The organism is Pseudomonas sp. 22189, assembly GCF_052045635.1.
Taxonomy (GTDB): domain Bacteria; phylum Pseudomonadota; class Gammaproteobacteria; order Pseudomonadales; family Pseudomonadaceae; genus Aquipseudomonas; species Aquipseudomonas parakoreensis.
Genome location: NZ_JBQEPG010000005.1, coordinates 252,237 through 270,450 on the forward strand (window position 1 = coordinate 252,237; position 18,214 = coordinate 270,450).

Below are 18,214 nucleotides of genomic sequence, written 5' to 3' on the forward strand. Positions count from 1 at the left end.
CATTGCGATGAGTACCGACGATAAACGCATCCGCGAGTTCGCCTATCAGATCTGGGAATCAGAGGGCAAACCTGAAGGTCATGAAGCACGCCACTGGGAGATGGCGCGCAAACTGGCTGAAGCCGAAGCTTTGGCACCGAAGAAAGCGCCGAAAGCGGCGGGCAGCAAAACCGCCGGCAAAGGCACCGACAGCAAGGCTGCGGCGACCAAGCCCAAGGCGCCCGCGGCCGCCAAGGCCAAACCGGCAGGCGCCGCCAAGGTCGTCCCGCCGGGTGAAAAAGCCGCCGAGAAAAAGCCCCGCGCCCCACGCAAGCCCCCGGCCAACTGACACACCCGGATTGTTGAACTGAATGACCGTGTGGCGGGTTCGCCCGTCACGCAGGGACAACTCGTCCTCAAAAAACCTGATAACCCCTGTCAGGGAGAGATGTCTGTGGTGAGGGGATTGATCCCCGATCGGCTGCGAAGCAGTCGCAGGGCCGCTGCGCGACCCATCGGGGATAAATCCCCTCACCACAGATTCTTTTCCCACAGTTGATTATTCGAACCAACCCGTTTTGCAGGAGCAATCATGACCAGTCCAAAAAAAGCCGAGCCCGCAGCGCACGCTGAACCGTCGAGAATCCGTGAAGGCCTGCCCTTCCCGCTCGGTGCGACCTGGGATGGTCTGGGGGTCAACTTTGCGCTGTTTTCCGCCAATGCCACCAAGGTTGAGCTGTGCATCTTCGACGACGCCGGCGAAGTCGAACTCGAACGTATCGAACTGCCGGAATACACCGACGAGATCTATCACGGTTATCTGCCCGACGCCCACCCGGGGCTGATCTACGGCTACCGCGTCTATGGCCCGTATGACCCGGCCAACGGCCACCGCTTCAACCACAACAAACTGCTGATCGACCCCTACGCCAAACAACTGGTTGGCGAATTGAAATGGTCCGAGGCGTTGTTCGGTTACACCATCGGCCATCCCGACGCCGACTTAAGTTTCGATGAGCGCGACAGTGCGCCGTTCGTGCCCAAATGCAAGGTCATCGACCCGGCGCACACCTGGGGCAACGACCATCGCGTCAGCGTGCCGTGGGACAAAACCATCATTTATGAAACCCACGTACGCGGCATCAGCATGCGTCATCCGTCGGTGCCGGAGAACGTGCGTGGCACCTTCGCCGGGTTGATGGTCGATGATGTGCTCGAACACATCCGCAAACTCGGCGTGTCGTCGGTGGAACTGCTGCCGATTCACGCGTTCGTCAATGACCAGCACCTGCTGCACAAGGGCATGACCAACTACTGGGGCTACAACAGCATCGCCTTCTTCGCCCCCGACCCGCGCTATCTGGCCAGCGGCAAGATCGCCGAGTTCAAGGAGATGGTCGCGCACCTGCACGAAGCCAACCTGGAAGTGATCCTCGACGTGGTCTACAACCACACCGCCGAGGGCAACGAGCAAGGCCCGACCCTGTCGATGCGCGGCATCGACAACGCCTCGTATTACCGGTTGATGCCGGACGACAAGCGCTACTACATCAACGATTCCGGCACCGGTAACACCCTCGACCTGAGCCATCCGTGTGTGCTGCAGATGGTCACTGACTCGCTGCGTTACTGGGCCAGCGAAATGCATGTCGACGGTTTCCGCTTCGACCTGGCGACGATTCTCGGGCGTTATCACGACGGTTTCGACGAACGCCACAGCTTCCTCGTCGCCTGCCGCCAGGACCCGGTGCTGCGCCAGGTGAAAATGATCGCCGAGCCATGGGACTGTGGCCCCGGTGGCTATCAGGTCGGCCACTTCCCGCCGGGCTGGGTCGAGTGGAACGACAAATTCCGCGACACCGTGCGCGCGTTCTGGAAAGGCGACGACGGCCAGGTTGCCGACTTCGCCAGCCGCATGACCGCGTCCGGCGAGATGTTCAACCAGCGCGGGCGGCGGCCGTACTCGTCGGTGAACTTCATCACAGCGCATGACGGTTTCACCCTCAACGATCTGGTGTCGTACAACGACAAGCACAACGAAGCCAACGACGAGAACAACCAGGACGGCAGCAACAACAACCTGTCGTGGAACCACGGCGTCGAAGGCCCGACCGACGATCCCGAGATCAACGCGCTGCGCCACCGGCAGATGCGCAACTTCTTCGCCACGCTGCTGCTGTCCCAGGGAACGCCGATGATCGTCGCCGGCGACGAATTCGCCCGCACGCAGGACGGCAACAACAACGCCTATTGCCAGGACAGCGAGATCGGCTGGGTCAACTGGGACCTCAGCGAAGACGGCAAGGCGCTGCTCAAGTTCGTCAAACGCCTGATCAAGTTGCGCATGGCTTATCCGATTCTGCGCCGTGGGCGTTTCCTGGTCGGCGAGTACAACGAGGACATTGGCGTCAAGGACGTCACCTGGCTGGCGCCGGATGGCACCGAGATGACCACCGAACATTGGCATGACGCGCATAACCGTTGCCTGGGCATGCTGCTCGATGGCCGTGCGCAGGAGACCGGGATCCGCCGCAAGGGTGCCGACGCGACGCTGCTGCTGGTGGTCAACGCCCATCACGACATCGTCAATTTCAGCCTGCCGGAAGTGCCGGAAGGCAGTTTCTGGACCTGCATGATCGATACCAATCAACCGGCCATTCGCGGTCAGGAGCGCTTCGAGTTCGGCCATGAATACTCGGTCACCGGCCGTTCGCTGCTGCTGTTCGAACTGCAACGCGAAGAAGAAGACTGATATGGACCTGCAGCACTATCTGGCGCGCCGCCCGCCGGACTACGCCGACACCGCCGCCCTCGGCCACTGCCTGCGAGCGTTGGTCGAAGCCGGGCTGGATCAACTGCCGTTACCGGGCAGTGGTCTTACGCTGGAGCGTTTTCAGCGTCTGGCCGAAGTCGGCGGACACGACTTGGGCTTGTGCAAACTCTACGAAGGCCACACCGACGCACTGGCGATCATCGAACAACTGGGGGGGACGCCCACGCCGGGCAGCACTTGGGGCATGTGGGCGGCGGAACCGCCGCAGGCACGGGTGCACGTGCGACCGGCCGGGCACATGGTGCGCCTTGACGGGCGCAAGGCCTGGTGTTCCGGTGCGGCGGTGCTCAGCCACGCACTGCTCACAGCGTGGGACGCCGAAGATCGCCAGCAACTGGTGGCGGTGGGGCTCGATCAACCGGGGGTGACCATCACCGATCAGGGCTGGCAGGCAGTTGGCATGGGGGCCACCGGCAGCGTCGAAGTGCTGTTCGACGGCGTCGAAGCCCAGGCTATCGGCAACCCTGGCGATTACCTGCAGCGCCCCGGTTTCTGGCAAGGCGGGATTGGCATTGCCGCATGCTGGTACGGCGCGGCACGGCAGATCGCCGAGGCACTGCGGCAACACTGCGCGCAACGCCAGGAGCCACACGCCCTCGCCCACCTCGGTGCGGTCGATGCGGCGTTGTACGCAGCGGCGAATGTGCTGCGTTTCAGTGCTCTGCACATTGATGCGCACCCCGAAGCCGATGCCCGACTGTTGGCCCAGCGCGCCCGCGCTGTGGTCGAACAATCGGCTGAGCAAGTGATGCGCGAGACCGGTCGGGCGCTGGGTGCCGCTCCGTTCTGCAAGGATCGGCACTTCGCCCGATTGAGCGCCGATCTGCCGGTGTTCCTGCGCCAGAGCCATGCCGAGCGTGATCTGGCGGCCCTTGGCCAAGTGCTGGCTGAACACCCCGAGGAGGCCTGGACGCTATGAATGTCGCCAATAAACCCGATCCGATCATCGGCCACCAAGGGACTTCCCTGCTGCAATGGCAACATTCCCGGCACCTGGCGGCGCTGGACAGCGTCGATGTCCTCAGTCTGGTGCCGCCGGGCGCGCGGGCGGTGATTGTCGCCCCGCACCCGGACGATGAAGTGCTTGGCTGCGGCGGGATGTTGCAGTTACTGGCCGCCGCCGGGCGTCAGTTGCAACTGATCTCGGTCACCGATGGCAGCGCCAGTCATCCCGGCTCCGAGCGCTGGCCAGTCGAACGTCTGAGCGTGGTGCGCCCGCAGGAATCGGCGGAAGCCCTGCGCCGCCTCGGTGTGCCACTGCACCGGATGAAATGGCTGCGCGGCGGTTTCAGCGACAGCCAGGTTGCCGCGGATGAGCCGTCGCTGGTCACGTTCATCGAACGCCACCTGCGCCCCGGCGATGTGGTGTTCAGCACCTGGTGCGAGGACGGCCATTGCGATCACGAAGCCGCCGGTCGCGCCAGTATCGAAGCCGCACGCCGGGTCGGCGCCACCTGCCACGAACTGCCGGTATGGACCTGGCACTGGGCCTCCCCCGAAGACGCCGCGTTGCCGTGGCAGCGCGCGCGCAAAATCCTGTTGTCACCCGAGCAAGTGGCGCGCAAACGCCACGCGGTGCATGCCTTTGCCAGCCAACTGGAAGGCGACCCGCAAGCCGGGCTGCAACCGGTGCTGGCGCCGTACGTGCTGGATCGTCTGCTGCAACCCTTCGAAGTGGTGTTCCTGTGAGTGTCGATGATCGTTACTTCGAAGGCCTGTTCCGCGCCAGCGATGACCCTTGGGCGTTTCGCGAGCGCTGGTACGAACAACGCAAACGCGCGATCACCCTCGCCGCCCTGCCCCGCGCGCACTATCGGGCGATCTTCGAACCCGGTTGCGCCAATGGCGAGCTCAGCGCCGAACTGGCTGGCCGCTGTGACCGTCTGCTGTGTTGCGACACCGCCAGTGCGGCGGTGAACCTGGCGCGCAACCGATTGAGCCTGTTTGACCACGCCGAAGTCCGCCAGAGCCGCCTGCCCGGCGACTGGCCGGAAGAAAAATTCGACCTGATTGTATTGAGCGAAGTCGGCTACTACCTCGATGCCCAGGATCTGACAGACGTGATCCGGCGCATCAGCGATTCCCTGACCGCAGACGGGCAATTGCTCGCGTGCCACTGGCGCCCGCCCATCGACGGCTGCCCGCTCAATGCCCGCCAGGTGCATGACTTGATTCACGAACAACTGCCGCTGCCGCGTCTGGCGCTGCATCAGGAAGCCGACTTCATCCTTGAGGTCTGGAGCCGCGAGCCGCGCTCGGTGGCCGCACTGGAGGGCCTGCGATGATCGGCATTCTGATTCCCGCGCACAACGAAGAAGACTTGCTCGAGCAGTGCCTGACAGCCGCCCTGCGCGCCAGCAAACATGGACTGCTGGCCGGCGAACCGGTGGAGGTGCTGGTGGTGCTCGACAGTTGTACCGACCGTTCGGCACAGATTGTCAGCGGCTTTCCGGTACTGAGCCTGCACATCGACGCTCGCAACGTCGGCCAGGCCCGTGCCGCCGGCGCGCAGGTTTTACTGGAGCGTGGTGCACGCTGGATCTCCTGCTCCGACGCCGACAGCCGCGTGGCCGACGACTGGCTGGTGGCGCAGTTGGGCCTGGGCGCCGACGCGGTATGCGGCACGGTAACCGTCGAACACTGGGATCAATCGTTCGACGAAGCCGCGCAAATCCGCTATCACAGCCACTATCAGGCGCGTGACGGGCATCGGCACATTCACGGTGCCAACCTCGGAATCAGCGCAGACGCCTATCGTTGGGCCGGGGGGTTCAAACCTTTGGCCTGCGATGAAGATGTCCAACTGGTGCGGCAACTGGAGCTGTCCGGTGCCGACATCGCCTGGAGCCATCGCCCGCAAGTGCACACCAGCGCCCGTCTGGACAGCCGAGCCCGGGGCGGATTCGGTGATTACTTGCGAAAAATGGTACAGATAGACATAAAAAAAGCGGATCAGATTGATCTGTGACGCGACGAATCAACTTTCATGAGCAATACTCTGCTGCGCGGCAATCCAGGGTTCGGAGCGACGCACGGCAATTCATCCGCCTTCACGGGTCGCGCGCACCTGATTTTCCACGGTGTCTGCATGACTGAGGGCCAGAGACAACAAGGACGTAATACCCATGAAACCGTTATTCCTCAGCGAACACTCGCTGCCGGCGCAGATATGGAACAGCGCCCCGCAGCTGGACAACATTCCCGTCATCAACACCCACAGCCTCGTTCCCCCCGGTGCCCGTGCCGTCGTGGTCGCCCCGCATCCGGGTGATGAAGTGGTGACCTGTGGCGGTCTCCTGCAACTGCTTTCCAGCCTCGGTCATCCGCTGCAACTGCTGTCGATCACCGACGGCAGCGCCAGCCATCCGGGTTCACGACAATGGTCGGAAAAACGCCTGAGCGTATTCCGTCCCCAGGAAAGCGTCGAAGCCCTGCGCCGGCTCGGCCTGCCGATGCACAGTCTGAAATGGGTACGCGGCGGGTTTACCGACAATGCGCTGCTCGACTGCGAGGCTGACATCACCCACTTCATCGCGCGCTACCTGCGCCCCGGCGACGTGGTGTTCAGCACCTGGCGCAACGACAGCAACGACGACCATGAAGCGGTCGGCCGTGCCAGTGCCCAAGCGGCTGCGCAAGTCGGCGCGACCTTCCATGACGTGCCTGTCTGGGCCTGGCACTGGCCGGAGCGCGAGCAGAACCTGATTCCCTGGGAACGTGCGCGCAAACTGCGCCTCGACACCTGGACCGTGGCGCGCAAAAGCCACGCCACCCATGCCTATGCCAGCCAGCTCAAGGGCGAACCGGCGATCGGCATCGCGCCGATGCTGCCACGGGTGATCCTCGAGCGCATGCGCTTGCCGTACGAAATCGTCCTCATCTGAAACACTTTTCCCCTGTGGGAGCGGGCTCGCTCGCGAATAGGCAGTGTCAGGCGCTTGAATTGCTGACTGATACACCGCATTCGCGAGCAAGCCCGCTGCCACAAGGGATTTTCGTCAGGGCAGATCCAGTTTAAAAAAAAGTCTCTTGCTAAAACGCCCTGTGACACGAGGTGAGATCGACACCCCAGTATCATTGGCCGAGAATCATCCCCGTCGAAACATCTACCACTCATCGAAAATCCCTCCCGACCTGTCAGATCTGACAGTAGGCAGCTCCACTCCGTCAGGCTTTAAATCATTCAGTCCCCCAGCCCTCGACCGGAGTACCTCCCATGGCCTCATCCCCTTCCCCCGACGAGCACACCAACCTCTTGCGTGAGCTGGGCATTCCCGGGCGCACCAAGGAACCGATCTCCACCAGTCCTGATGTGTGGGGCTTGAACATTGCGGCGGTACTGGACAATTTTCCGCGCCACGGCCTGCAATGCACAGCCGGCCCCTGGGGAACCATGGGGCAAGGCGACAGCCTGGTCATTTTCTGGGGTCCCAATAATCAGGTACTGCAAAAGACCGTGGAGAAAAATGAGGTCGGCACCCAACTGCAGTTGTTCGTGGAGCCGCGGCACATCCTGGCCGGCAACTTCGATGTCTCCTACAGCGTGACCCGCTTGGGCCAGACAGCCGAGCCCTCCGAAGTGATGAAGGTGTTCGTCAAGCTCACCCGCCCCGGTGGTCATGATGACAACGAAGAACCGGGCCACTCCAAGCTGATCATGCACATTCCCCGCGAGATTCTCGAAGCTGGCATCGATAAGGACAACGTGGCTGCGGGCGTCGACATCAGGATTGAACCTTACCCGAACATTGCCCCCGGTGACGTGATCCGCCTGAGCTGGGGCGGGGTCTTCGTGTCAAGCCCGCCACTGACCCAGGACCAGGTCGAAGGCAAAACCCCCATCGTCATCCATGTCGACGAAGCCACGATCCGTAAAGCGGGTGACTCTGACAGCACCGGGCTGGCAGTGGCTTTCGAACTCTACGACAAAGTCGACAACCGTTCCGAAGACTGGAGTGCCGCCCAGCGGGTGGTGGTCAGCATCGACACGTCGCGCCCACTGGCACCCCTGCTCAAGGAAACGCTGAACAACGTTCTGGATCTCGACAAGCTGGGCGATGCCAAGGGCACCGGGCAGGTCGTTGCCGTGGACGGCAAGTTGTTCGCGAAGGGCGACACCGTGTTCCTCCAACTCAAAGGCACGCCGGTGGAAGGGGCACCAATCGACCACGAACTGCCGGGCGTGATCCTGGAGAGCGTACCGAGCATCCTTGAGATACCGATCGACAATGCCCTGCTGCGCCGTTTTGCCAAGGTCCAGATGGTGCTGCTGTACCGTATCCAGAAAGCCGATGGCTCGGCCGACATTTTGTCCAAAGGGCAGTTCATCAGCGTCATCGGTCAACTCCAGCGTCTCAAGGCGCCAATTGCCGAAGACGCCAAGCAAGGGGCACTCGATCCGGACCTGCCGCGTACCCGCATTGAAATCCCTTGGGATGACTCGTTCGAGTCCGGTCAGGCAATCAAACTGTTCTGGCTCGGCACCCTGCCGGATTTCACCCCGTACCTGCCCGACCTGCCATTGCGACCGATCACCCATGGCGACGTCAACGATAAAGTGTCTTTGTACATCACTGTCGACAGTGCCCATATCAAGGTTCTGGAAGGTGGCACGCTGGAGCTCTATTACCAATTGCTGAGCGACGACGGCGTACTGGCGAAGCTGGATCGCTATAGCGCGATCAGTGCGATCCGCGAGTCCGAACACGCGCCGCTGCTCGCGGTCGGCGAGCCACGCCTGGAATTGCCGATGCCGAGGGTAGACGGTGTGGTCGACAACGTCCTCGACCCCGATCGCAAAGGCACCACGCTGAGCGCCACCTGGCTCAATACCCTGGTCGACGACAAGGTGACACGAGAGTGGGTGGGCTCGAAAACCGGCCTGGACAGCGACTGGATCATACTGAACTCGATCACCGCCGGTAGCGAGGTGCCGTTCCCCATCAGCGCCGATTTGATCAAAGGTAACGAGGACGGCACGGTTCAGGCCAGGTACTTCGTCGAACGTGCGGGAGAGCGCACCCGGTATTCGCAGCCACTGGACTTCAATGTGGGCGCTGCCCAAGAGCTCGACCCGCCGACCATCACCCAGGCCGTAGACTCCAAAGGAGCGCCAATTGACAACGGCGGGACTACCGTCGATACCACGGTCACGTTGTCAGGGGCCGGGGCCAAAGGCCGGAAAGTCCAGATCAAGGATGGCACCTTCGTCATAGGTGAGGCGACGGTTAACCTGACGACCGGCCTGTGGGAACTGACCGTGACAGGCTTGAGCGTGGCCGCTCACAGCTTCACCGCCACCGCCCTGTATGGCAGTGGGCAGGTCTCTGCGGCGTGGACGCTGACGGTGACGGCCAATATCGCGCCGACCATCACTCGGGCGGAGAACTCTAGAGGGGAAGAAATTCTTCCGGGCGGCTCGACCTTTGAAACTTCTGTCACGCTTAAAGGAAGTGGGGCTAAAGGTCAGAAAGTCCGGATCAAGGACGGCGCCACCGTCAAAGGTGTGGCGACGGTTAACCTGACGACCGGCCTGTGGGAACTGACCGTGACGGGCTTGAGCGTGGCTACTCACAGCTTCACTGCCACCGCGCTGTATGGCAGTGGACAGGTGTCGGGATCGCGGGTCGTGGTCGTATCGCCACCAATCCCACTGGGAGAGGATTTTGAGACCAGGAGTGGTATTGATCCAATAAGATTGGACCTTCCTACTATGACAATAGAGCGCAGCCCAGTAGGAGAAGGACTATATGTAGGAATTGGGAAAAATAGTATTTACCTACCTCCTTTCGCTGGAAATGTGTTATCGATAAATGGTGGCTACTCCACGTCCACATTTACATTCAGGGAAAGTTACTCATATATATCGTTCGACTACGCACACACATCTTTCCCGGCGACAGCTAAATTTTATGACTCCACGAATAGACTGCTAGGCGAAATAACACTTATAGTAGAAAACTATGAGAAGCCGAAATCTGCTCAATTCCAAGGCAATGGCATAAAAAAAATGATTGTCACCACTACCAGGACATCTATTTTTTTTGATAACTTCATATTTAGCCACTAACCTAATGAGAAGTAACAGGCATTGAAAAGACAGGGACGGGTTAAATTACCCGCCTCTGCCTATCTTTCGCACTTTGGCATGAACCAGAGCTGTAAAGGCAACATAGTCGAACGGATTTATTTGATGGCAATAGTGAGTAAGTTCACACCTACAAGAATTCTTTGCCGGGCACTTAACCTGTAACCAACGCAGATCCCAAGTAGGCATTCGCCTGCTCGCTATGTAGCTACAACGGCTGGCGACTAATCCTTCGGCACAACATTATCCAGCGCCTGATTCACCGCCAGCTCCCCCAGCATCACCACCTGCGCAATGCCCAGCGCCGTATGACGGCTCGTCCCTTCGAGCGTGCCGGCGAAATCGCCGAGCATGACCGTGGCCGAGGCCAGGGATTCGCAGGCGTTGGCAAGCAGCGATTCGGTATCGGTTTGCGGGTTGACCAGGAACATGCTGCTGGGGGTATAGGGCGTTGCCATGATGTGTGCGGGGGCGAGGTAATGGTCGAGGGCGCGTTCGGCGGCTTCGTGGAGTTTTCTGGAGTTGAGGGATTCGTACGGCGAAACCGATTCTGTGATCGGCGGATTGGGTGGGGTTTCGGACATCAGCTGGCACTCCGATCGAGGCACTTGAAAGAATTTCTCAATGTAGGAGCTGCCGAAGGCTGCGATCTTTTGATGTTGCTTTTAAAAACAAGATCAAAAGATCGCAGCCTTCGGCAGCTCCTACAGGGGACCGGGCAGTTAGTTCGGCACGCGGCGGCCGTCCAGTACTCGGTTGACCATCAGTTCACTGAGCATGATCACCTGATGCAGCATCAGCATGGCCCGGCGCTGTGGGTGGTCGGCGACGTCGCTGATGTCGCGGGCCATGTCGCTGGCGGCGGCTAAGGATTCGCAGGCTTCGACGAGCAAGGTTTCTTCGTCCACGGTGGGGTCGATGAGGAAGATTCTGCTCGATTTGCGTGACGAGGCTGAAGGGATCGAGATCTTCAGGGCGCCGGGGTTGAGGTAGAAGTTGATGGCGCGGTCGGTGGCCGCTTTTATCTTCTGCGGGTCGAGGGCTGGGTCGTACGGGATCGAGGTGTCCGGGGGGTTGGGTGTGGCTTTGAACATGGATGAAACTCCGTATCGAGAAATAGGAGCCATCACCCTCGCTACCAAACGATGGGTGGCGGCCATGCGCGGGTTGGTAGACCGGTCGATACGGAACCCGGCGCTCACGAATGAGCCCCACGCATGCCCACCATAAAACTGAGCCCCAAAAAGAGGCTACATAAGGTGACGCCATACGACCGTACCGAAATGGGCTACCAAACCCGATCACTGTTTTCCAGTGACAGGGAAACGATAAGCCCATCGCATAGCCGTGTAAGCCGGCGGATTCTGGCGTACGCGTAGGTAACGGCGCAAGGCGTTGTAGCCGGTATGGCGTAACGGTTCGTGTACTTTAAACGTGGCTGCGGGGTTATGTTTATGTGCGGGGTTTGGTCTGTTGTTCTGATTTTGTCTGGCAGGCCGCTTTCGCGAGCAGGCTCGCTCCCACACTTGGAATGCTTGCATTCAGTGGGAGGTTGGTCGGCTTGTGAGCCGTCATCGCTGGCAAGCCAGCTCCCACAATTTGACCGAGTGCATTCAGTCAGAGATTGGTCGATCAGGAGGCCGCTTTCGCGAGCAGGCTCGCGCCTACAGGTTTTCTGTCGGCTCGGGGGATTCGTGTTACGGCCTGAGGCATCTGGAAGGAACTGCCCGCGCACAGACCAGTCGCATGAACAGGAAGCCGTTTTTTCAGAGGAGTGAACGTGTCCAGCGATCCCGAGCGTCACGTCGTCGACGCCCCCGTCATCCAACGCCTGCGCGTGCTGACGGTCAATACCCACAAGGGCTTCACCGCCCTCAATCGGCGCTTCATCTTGCCGGAGTTGCGTGAAGCGGTGCGCAGCACCTCGGCCGATCTGGTGTTTCTGCAGGAAGTCGTGGGCGAACACGAGCGCCATTCCAATCGTTACAACGAATGGCCGCAAACCTCGCAATACGAATTTCTTGCCGACAGCATGTGGAGCGATTTTGCCTACGGACGCAACGCGGTTTACCCCGATGGCCACCACGGCAATGCCCTGCTGTCAAAATACCCGATCCGCGAATACCGCAACCTCGACGTGTCGATCACCGGCCCCGAGCGCCGAGGCTTGTTGCATTGCGTACTGGACGTGCCGGGCCACGCCGAAGTCCACGCCATCTGTGTGCACCTGAGTCTGCTGGAAAGTCACCGCCAATTGCAGTTGCAGCTGCTTTGCCAGTTGCTCGAATCCTTGCCCGAGGACGCGCCGGTGATCATTGCCGGCGACTTCAACGACTGGCAACTGCAGGGCAATGTCGCCCTCGCCCGCCGCGATTACCTGCACGAAGCGTTCGAACGCCACCATGGCCGTCCAGCCAAGACCTATCCAGCGCGTTTTCCATTGCTGCGCCTGGACCGCATCTACCTGCGCAACGCCAGCAGCCACGACCCGCAGATCCTCGGCAACAAACCGTGGACGCACCTGTCGGACCACTTGCCATTGGCGGTGGAGGTGCACCTGTAATCCTGCTGCGGCAGCGAACCCCGGATCACCGAAAACGCCTGTGGGAGCAGGCTTGCCCGCGATGACGGCGGATCAGGCAACAGAGATGTTGAATGTTCCGACCTCTTCGCGGGCAAGCCCGCTCCCACAGGGTTAGCGGTGGCTGGACTAGCCCTCCGGCTTGAGAATCAACACCGCCAGCGGTGGCAGATTCAGTTCCAGCGACAGCGACTGCCCATGGCTCGGCACCTCTTCGGTAAACGCCCCGCCGCCATTGCCATAGTTGGACCCGGCGTAGGTGTCGGCATCGCTGTTGAGCAATTCATTCCAGCGCCCGGCAAACGGCACGCCGACGCGGTACGACTGACGCGGCACCGGGGTGAAGTTGGCGACCACCAGCACCGGTTTGCCGTCCTTGCTCCAGCGCAGCCACGCGTACACGCTGTTTATGGCGTCATCGCCGATCAACCACTGGAAGCCCTGCGGCGCGTCGTCCTGGTCGTGCAGCGCCGGTTCTTCGCGATACAGGCGATTGAGGTCGCCGACCAGTTTCTGCACGCCTTTGTGTTCCGAGTATTGCAGCAGGTACCAGTCCAGCTGCTGATCGTGGTTCCACTCACGCCACTGGCCGAACTCGCAACCCATGAACAACAGCTTTTTGCCCGGGTGGGTCCACATGAAACTCAGATAGGCGCGCAGGTTGGCAAATTTCTGCCAGCGGTCGCCGGGCATCTTGTCGATCAACGAATGCTTGCCATGCACCACTTCGTCGTGGGAGATCGGCAGGATGAAGCGCTCGGACCAGGCGTAGACCAGACCGAAACTCAGTTCGTTGTGGTGATGCGCGCGGTACACCGGGTCTTGCTGAATGTAGTGCAGCGAATCGTGCATCCAGCCCATGTTCCATTTGTAAGCGAAACCGAGGCCACCCTGCTGGGTGCTCTGACTGACGCCCGGCCAGGCGGTGGACTCTTCGGCAATCACCAGCGCGCCCGGCGCCTCCAGCTCGACCACATCGTTCAAGTGCCGGAGGAAATCGATTGCCTCAAGGTTCTCGCGCCCGCCGTGGCGGTTCGGAATCCACTCGCCGGCCTTGCGCGAATAGTCGCGATACAGCATCGAGGCCACCGCATCGACGCGCAGGCCATCCACGTGAAAATGCTTCAACCAGTGCAGCGCCGATGCCAGCATGTAGCCGTGCACTTCGGTGCGCCCCAGGTTGTAGATCAGCGTGTCCCAGTCCTGATGGAAGCCTTCCAGCGGGTTGCCATATTCGTACAACGCCGTGCCGTCAAACTGCGCCAGGCCATGGGTATCGGTAGGAAAATGCGCTGGCACCCAGTCGAGGATCACCCCGATTCCGGCCTGGTGACAGGCGTTGACGAACTCGCCGAACTGCTCGGGTGTGCCATATCGCGCGCTCGGGGCGAATTGCGAGAGCAGTTGATAGCCCCACGAACCGCCAAACGGGTGCTCCATGATCGGCATCAGTTCGATGTGGGTGAAACCCAGTTCCTTGACGTAAGGAATCAAGCGCTCGGCCAGTTCCGGCCAAGTGTACTGGCGAGCGACTTCGCCCAGATCGTCCAGTTCGCACTGCCACGAGCCGGCATGCAATTCGTAGATCGACAGCGGCGCTGAATGTTTCTGCCGCTCGCGGCGGCCGTTCATCCAGTCCTGATCCTGCCAGTTGATCTGCAGCGGCGCGGCGACTTTCGACGCGGTGTCCGGCGGCAGACTGGTGGCCAGCGCCATCGGGTCGGCCTTAAGCGGCAAGATGCCGTGGGCGCCGAGGATCTCGTATTTGTACAACTCGCCCGCCTGCAGGCGCGGAATGAATAATTCCCAGACACCGGATGGATGGCGCAGGCGCATCGGATGGCGGCGACCGTCCCAGACGTTGAAATCGCCGACCACCGAGACGCGCCGGGCGTTCGGCGCCCACACGGCGAAACGCACGCCGTCAACGCCATCGACGGTTTTCAGCTGAGCGCCGAGGCAGCTGCTCAGGTCGCGGTGATTGCCTTCGGCGAACAGATACAAATCCATTTCGCCGAGCAACTGACCGAAGCTGTAGGGATCTTCCGCCACTTGCTCGCCGCCGGCCCAGCGCGTGCGCAGCAGATAGGGCCGGGCCTGGGCGAAGTGCCCGACAAACAGCCCCGGGGTTTCGGTGGCGGTCAGTTCGCCACGTTCTTCACCGCTGTCCTTGTCCAGCACTTCAACTTTCAACGCACCCGGCAAATAGGCGCGGATGAACTGCCCGCCGGCACCATCACCGTGCGGGCCGAGAATGGAAAACGGGTCGTGATGTTCCGCACGTACCAACGCGTCGATGTCTTGCGCCGTCGGCAATAACGCTTCTTTAGCGTGACCCTGTTCCTTGTTCGAGACACTCATGACTACTCTCCACCAAGATCGGAAAAGGGTTTAAGCCCCGTCAATAACCCATACAAACCGTGCAACGGCACGGGCAGCCACGTGGGGCGATTTTCGGCTTCATAGGCCACTTCATAGGCCGCCTTCTCCAGGCCGAACAGCGCAAGCGCTGCGTCGGCACCCGCAGGATCCTGCCAGGCATGATCAAGACTAGTCGCCGCTTGGCGATATGCCTGAACAAATGCCTCGCGCGCCTCACGCAGGTAGCGCTCGGCAACCCGATGCCGGGCCGCTTCCGACTCCGCACTGTGATCGACGTTATGCACGTTGATGGTCATGGCCGCCGCGTAATCGAAGGACCGCAGCACGCCGCTGACGTCCTTGTACGGACTGTGTTTGCCGCGCCGTTCGTGCAGCGGCCGCGCCGGTTCACCTTCGAAGTCGATCAGATAGGCATCGCCCTTGATCACCAGCACCTGGCCCAGGTGCAGGTCACCGTGGACCCGAATCCGCAGGCCGCCTACGGCTTTTTGCGCGAGTTCCTGCACATGGCCGAGGATGATTTTTTTGTTGTCCAGCAGCCGCGCAACCATTTTCTGATCTGCCGCGCTCAGATGACTTTGATGTTGCTTGAGCAGCTTCAACGCATGCTCGACCTGCGCGGCAACGTCCTTGCCGGTGGCTTGGGCGTCTTTGGCGCTGGTGGTTTGCGGGGCGAAATCGGGATTGTCGCTCGGCGCCGCGAGCACTTGATGCATTTCGCCCAGACGCTGGCCGAGCATGCCGGCAAAGTCCTTGAGCTCGCCGAGGGCGTTGTAATGCTGTTCCTGCTCGGACATGGCGTCGGCCAGTTCATCGCGCAGCGCCCGTTCGAGGTTGTTCTGCGTCCATTCCCAGGCATCGCCCTGATTGCTCAGATAGCCTTGGGCGATCATCAGCAGATTGTCTTCGCCTTGGGCATCACGGCGAATCACCGAACCCAGCAGCGGCGAGATGTTCTCGAACCCGGCCTCGGTCAGGTAGGCGCTCATTTCCAGTTCCGGGTGCACCCCCGAGGCGACTTTGCGGATCAGCTTCAGCACCAGACTGTTGCCAATCACCACCGAACTGTTCGATTGCTCGGCCGACAGATAACGCACCTCGGACTCAGCACCGAGGCCGAGTTTTTCCAGCTGCGCGGTCGGCGCGAAACGAATCTCGCCCTGTTCGGAATTGAGCACGGTGCTGCTCTGCATGCCGTGCAGCACGGCGTGCACAAACGTTTCGAGGCTGAACGCATCAGTGATCAGCCCCACCTGACGTCCGCGGCGTACTCGGGACAAGGCCAATTGCTGCGGCAGCGCCGCCCCGACCTGATCTTCCGAGATAAACCCGAACGGCAGTTGATAGCGGCTGGTCTGCCCGGCGCTGGTGACTTCGATCTCACTGAGCAGCACCGGATGCTGCGCATCGCCAAAACGCACGCCGTAGGCCAGATTGACCTGCTCGATGGCCGCGTCCTTGCCGGCGAACCAGCGGCGGTTCTGCAGCCAGCTCGGCAAGACGCTCTGCTCCAGGGTGTTGCGGGTCGGCGCTTCAAGCAGTTCTTCCATGCGTTTTTTCAGCACCAGCGTGGTGAAGTCCGGCAGGCTCTGCGCCGGTTCGACGTGCCAGCTCGGCATCTGGTTTTCCGCCGCGAGGGCGAACCAATAGAAGCCGTACGGCGCCAGGGTCAGCAGGAAATTCAACTGGCCGATGGGCGGGAACGCGTTACCACCAAGCATCTCCACCGGGACCATGCCGACGTAGGCCGACAGGTCGAGTTCCGCCGCCTGCGCGCTGCGCGAGACGTTGGCCACGCAAAGAATGATCTCGTGCTTGCCGTCGGAGTCGGTGAACTCGCGGGTGTAGGCCAGAATCCGTCGGTTGCTCGGCGAAAGCATCTTCAGCGTGCCACGCCCGAACGCCTTGGACTGCTTGCGCACGGCGAGCATGCGTCGCGTCCAGTTGAGCAGCGAATGCGGATCGCCGGCCTGAGTCTCGACGTTGACGGAGAGATAACCGTATTGCGGGTCCATGATCGGAGGCAGCACCAGGCTCGCCGGATCGGCGCGGGAGAAACCGCCGTTGCGGTCGATCGACCATTGCATCGGCGTACGCACACCGTCGCGGTCGCCGAGGTAGATGTTGTCGCCCATGCCGATTTCGTCGCCGTAATACAGGGTCGGCGTGCCGGGCATCGACAGCAGCAGGCTATTGAGCAGTTCTACGCGGCGGCGGTCTCGCTCCATCAACGGCGCCAGACGCCGACGAATGCCGAGGTTGATCCGCGCGCGACGGTCAGCGGCGTAGTAGTTCCACAGGTAATCGCGCTCCTTGTCGGTGACCATTTCCAGCGTCAGCTCATCGTGATTGCGCAAGAAAATCGCCCACTGGCAATTGGCAGGAATCTCCGGGGTTTGCCGCAGAATGTCGGTGATCGGGAAGCGATCTTCCTGGGCCAGCGCCATGTACATGCGCGGCATCAGCGGGAAGTGAAAGGCCATGTGGCATTCGTCACCGTTGACGCCCTCGGCATCGGTGTCACCGAAGTACAGCTGGGTGTCTTCCGGCCATTGGTTGGCCTCGGCCAGCAGCATGCGGTCCGGGTAATTGGCATCGATCTCGGCACGGATCTGCTTGAGGACGTCGTGGGTCTCAGGCAGGTTTTCGTTGTTGGTACCGTCGCGCTCGATCAGGTACGGAATGGCGTCAAGACGCAGACCGTCAATGCCCATGTCCAGCCAGTAGCGCATCACCGACAACACGGCTTTCATCACTTGCGGGTTGTCGAAGTTGAGGTCGGGCTGGTGCGAATAGAAGCGGTGCCAGAAGTATTGGCCGGCGACCGGGTCCCACGTCCAGTTGGACTTTTCAGTGTCGAGAAAGATGATCCGGGTGCCGTCGTACTTCTGATCGTCATCCGACCACACATAGAAGTCCCGCGCCGCCGAACCGGGCTTGGCCTTGCGCGCCCGCTGGAACCACGGGTGCTGATCCGAGGTGTGGTTGATGACCAGCTCGGTGATCACCCGCAAGCCACGTTTGTGCGCCTCGGCGATGAAGCGCTTGGCGTCGGCCATGGTCCCGTAGTCGCTGTGCACGCCCCGGTATTCGGCGATGTCGTAACCGTCATCGCGACGTGGCGACGGGTAGAACGGCAACAGCCAGATGGTGTTGACGCCGAGTTCGGCGATGTAGTCGAGTTTGGCGATCAGGCCGGGAAAGTCGCCGATCCCGTCATTGTTGGAGTCGAAAAACGATTTGACGTGAACTTGATAGATCACCGCATCCTTGTACCAGAGCGGGTCTTTGATGAAGGTGGCTGCCTTGGGTCTCTTCGCCATGTGAAACTCCTGTTCAATTCGTCTCTGCA

Annotated in this window: 13 protein-coding genes; 9 read left to right on the forward strand and 4 right to left on the reverse strand. The window is 61.0% G+C overall.

The window, feature by feature from the left end:
* Positions 1 to 7 precede the first annotated feature (7 nt).
* The 8 genes from ACTJKS_RS07480 (at position 8) to ACTJKS_RS07515 (ending at position 9,881) form a co-directional block, all read left to right on the forward strand.
* A complete protein-coding gene (locus ACTJKS_RS07480; protein WP_041067049.1) occupies positions 8 to 328 on the forward strand; it encodes a DUF2934 domain-containing protein in 321 nt (106 codons plus the stop codon).
* A 243-nt stretch (positions 329 to 571) separates the two neighbouring features.
* Complete coding sequence (glgX, locus tag ACTJKS_RS07485) at positions 572 to 2,731, forward strand: glycogen debranching protein GlgX (RefSeq protein WP_047294185.1); 2,160 nt, start codon at positions 572 to 574, stop codon at positions 2,729 to 2,731.
* 1 nt (position 2,732) lies between these two features.
* Positions 2,733 to 3,731 carry an acyl-CoA dehydrogenase family protein gene (locus ACTJKS_RS07490; RefSeq protein ID WP_262949321.1) on the forward strand — a complete coding sequence of 333 codons (999 nt, stop codon included), beginning with the start codon at positions 2,733 to 2,735 and terminating at the stop codon, positions 3,729 to 3,731.
* Positions 3,728 to 4,501, forward strand: a complete 774-nt coding sequence (locus ACTJKS_RS07495; RefSeq protein ID WP_108182614.1) for a PIG-L deacetylase family protein — start codon at positions 3,728 to 3,730, stop codon at positions 4,499 to 4,501. The genes ACTJKS_RS07490 and ACTJKS_RS07495 overlap by 4 nt, the downstream gene beginning before the upstream one ends.
* Positions 4,498 to 5,097, forward strand: coding sequence for an SAM-dependent methyltransferase (locus tag ACTJKS_RS07500; RefSeq protein WP_108182613.1), 600 nt, complete (start codon positions 4,498 to 4,500; stop codon positions 5,095 to 5,097). Before ACTJKS_RS07495 ends, ACTJKS_RS07500 begins: the two co-directional genes overlap by 4 nt.
* Entirely contained in the window at positions 5,094 to 5,780 is a 687-nt protein-coding gene (locus ACTJKS_RS07505; protein WP_041067035.1) for a glycosyltransferase, read from the forward strand. Before ACTJKS_RS07500 ends, ACTJKS_RS07505 begins: the two co-directional genes overlap by 4 nt.
* Before the next feature lie 157 nt (positions 5,781 to 5,937).
* A complete protein-coding gene (locus ACTJKS_RS07510; protein WP_047294177.1) occupies positions 5,938 to 6,696 on the forward strand; it encodes a PIG-L deacetylase family protein in 759 nt (252 codons plus the stop codon).
* A gap of 332 nt (positions 6,697 to 7,028) precedes the next feature.
* A complete protein-coding gene (locus tag ACTJKS_RS07515; RefSeq protein WP_262949319.1) occupies positions 7,029 to 9,881 on the forward strand; it encodes an Ig-like domain-containing protein in 2,853 nt (950 codons plus the stop codon).
* A gap of 242 nt (positions 9,882 to 10,123) precedes the next feature.
* Here the strand turns inward: ACTJKS_RS07515 and ACTJKS_RS07520 are convergent, their stop codons facing one another.
* The gene (locus ACTJKS_RS07520; protein WP_262949318.1) at positions 10,124 to 10,483 is read right to left on the reverse strand and encodes a DUF6124 family protein; all 360 of its coding nucleotides are present in this window, start codon (positions 10,481 to 10,483) and stop codon (positions 10,124 to 10,126) included.
* Between the two features lie 138 nt (positions 10,484 to 10,621).
* Positions 10,622 to 10,993 carry a DUF6124 family protein gene (locus ACTJKS_RS07525; protein ID WP_198759916.1) on the reverse strand — a complete coding sequence of 124 codons (372 nt, stop codon included), beginning with the start codon at positions 10,991 to 10,993 and terminating at the stop codon, positions 10,622 to 10,624.
* A 686-nt stretch (positions 10,994 to 11,679) separates the two neighbouring features.
* On the opposite strand from ACTJKS_RS07525, the gene ACTJKS_RS07530 reads away from it, so the two are divergent.
* Positions 11,680 to 12,462, forward strand: a complete 783-nt coding sequence (locus ACTJKS_RS07530; protein ID WP_108182607.1) for an endonuclease/exonuclease/phosphatase family protein — start codon at positions 11,680 to 11,682, stop codon at positions 12,460 to 12,462.
* A gap of 147 nt (positions 12,463 to 12,609) precedes the next feature.
* Here the strand turns inward: ACTJKS_RS07530 and glgB are convergent, their stop codons facing one another.
* Both glgB and treS read right to left on the reverse strand, forming a co-directional pair.
* The gene (glgB, locus tag ACTJKS_RS07535) at positions 12,610 to 14,841 is read right to left on the reverse strand and encodes a 1,4-alpha-glucan branching protein GlgB (protein ID WP_108182606.1); all 2,232 of its coding nucleotides are present in this window, start codon (positions 14,839 to 14,841) and stop codon (positions 12,610 to 12,612) included.
* A gap of 2 nt (positions 14,842 to 14,843) precedes the next feature.
* A complete protein-coding gene (gene treS, locus ACTJKS_RS07540) occupies positions 14,844 to 18,185 on the reverse strand; it encodes a maltose alpha-D-glucosyltransferase (RefSeq protein WP_108182605.1) in 3,342 nt (1,113 codons plus the stop codon).
* Positions 18,186 to 18,214: the final 29 nt, after the last annotated feature.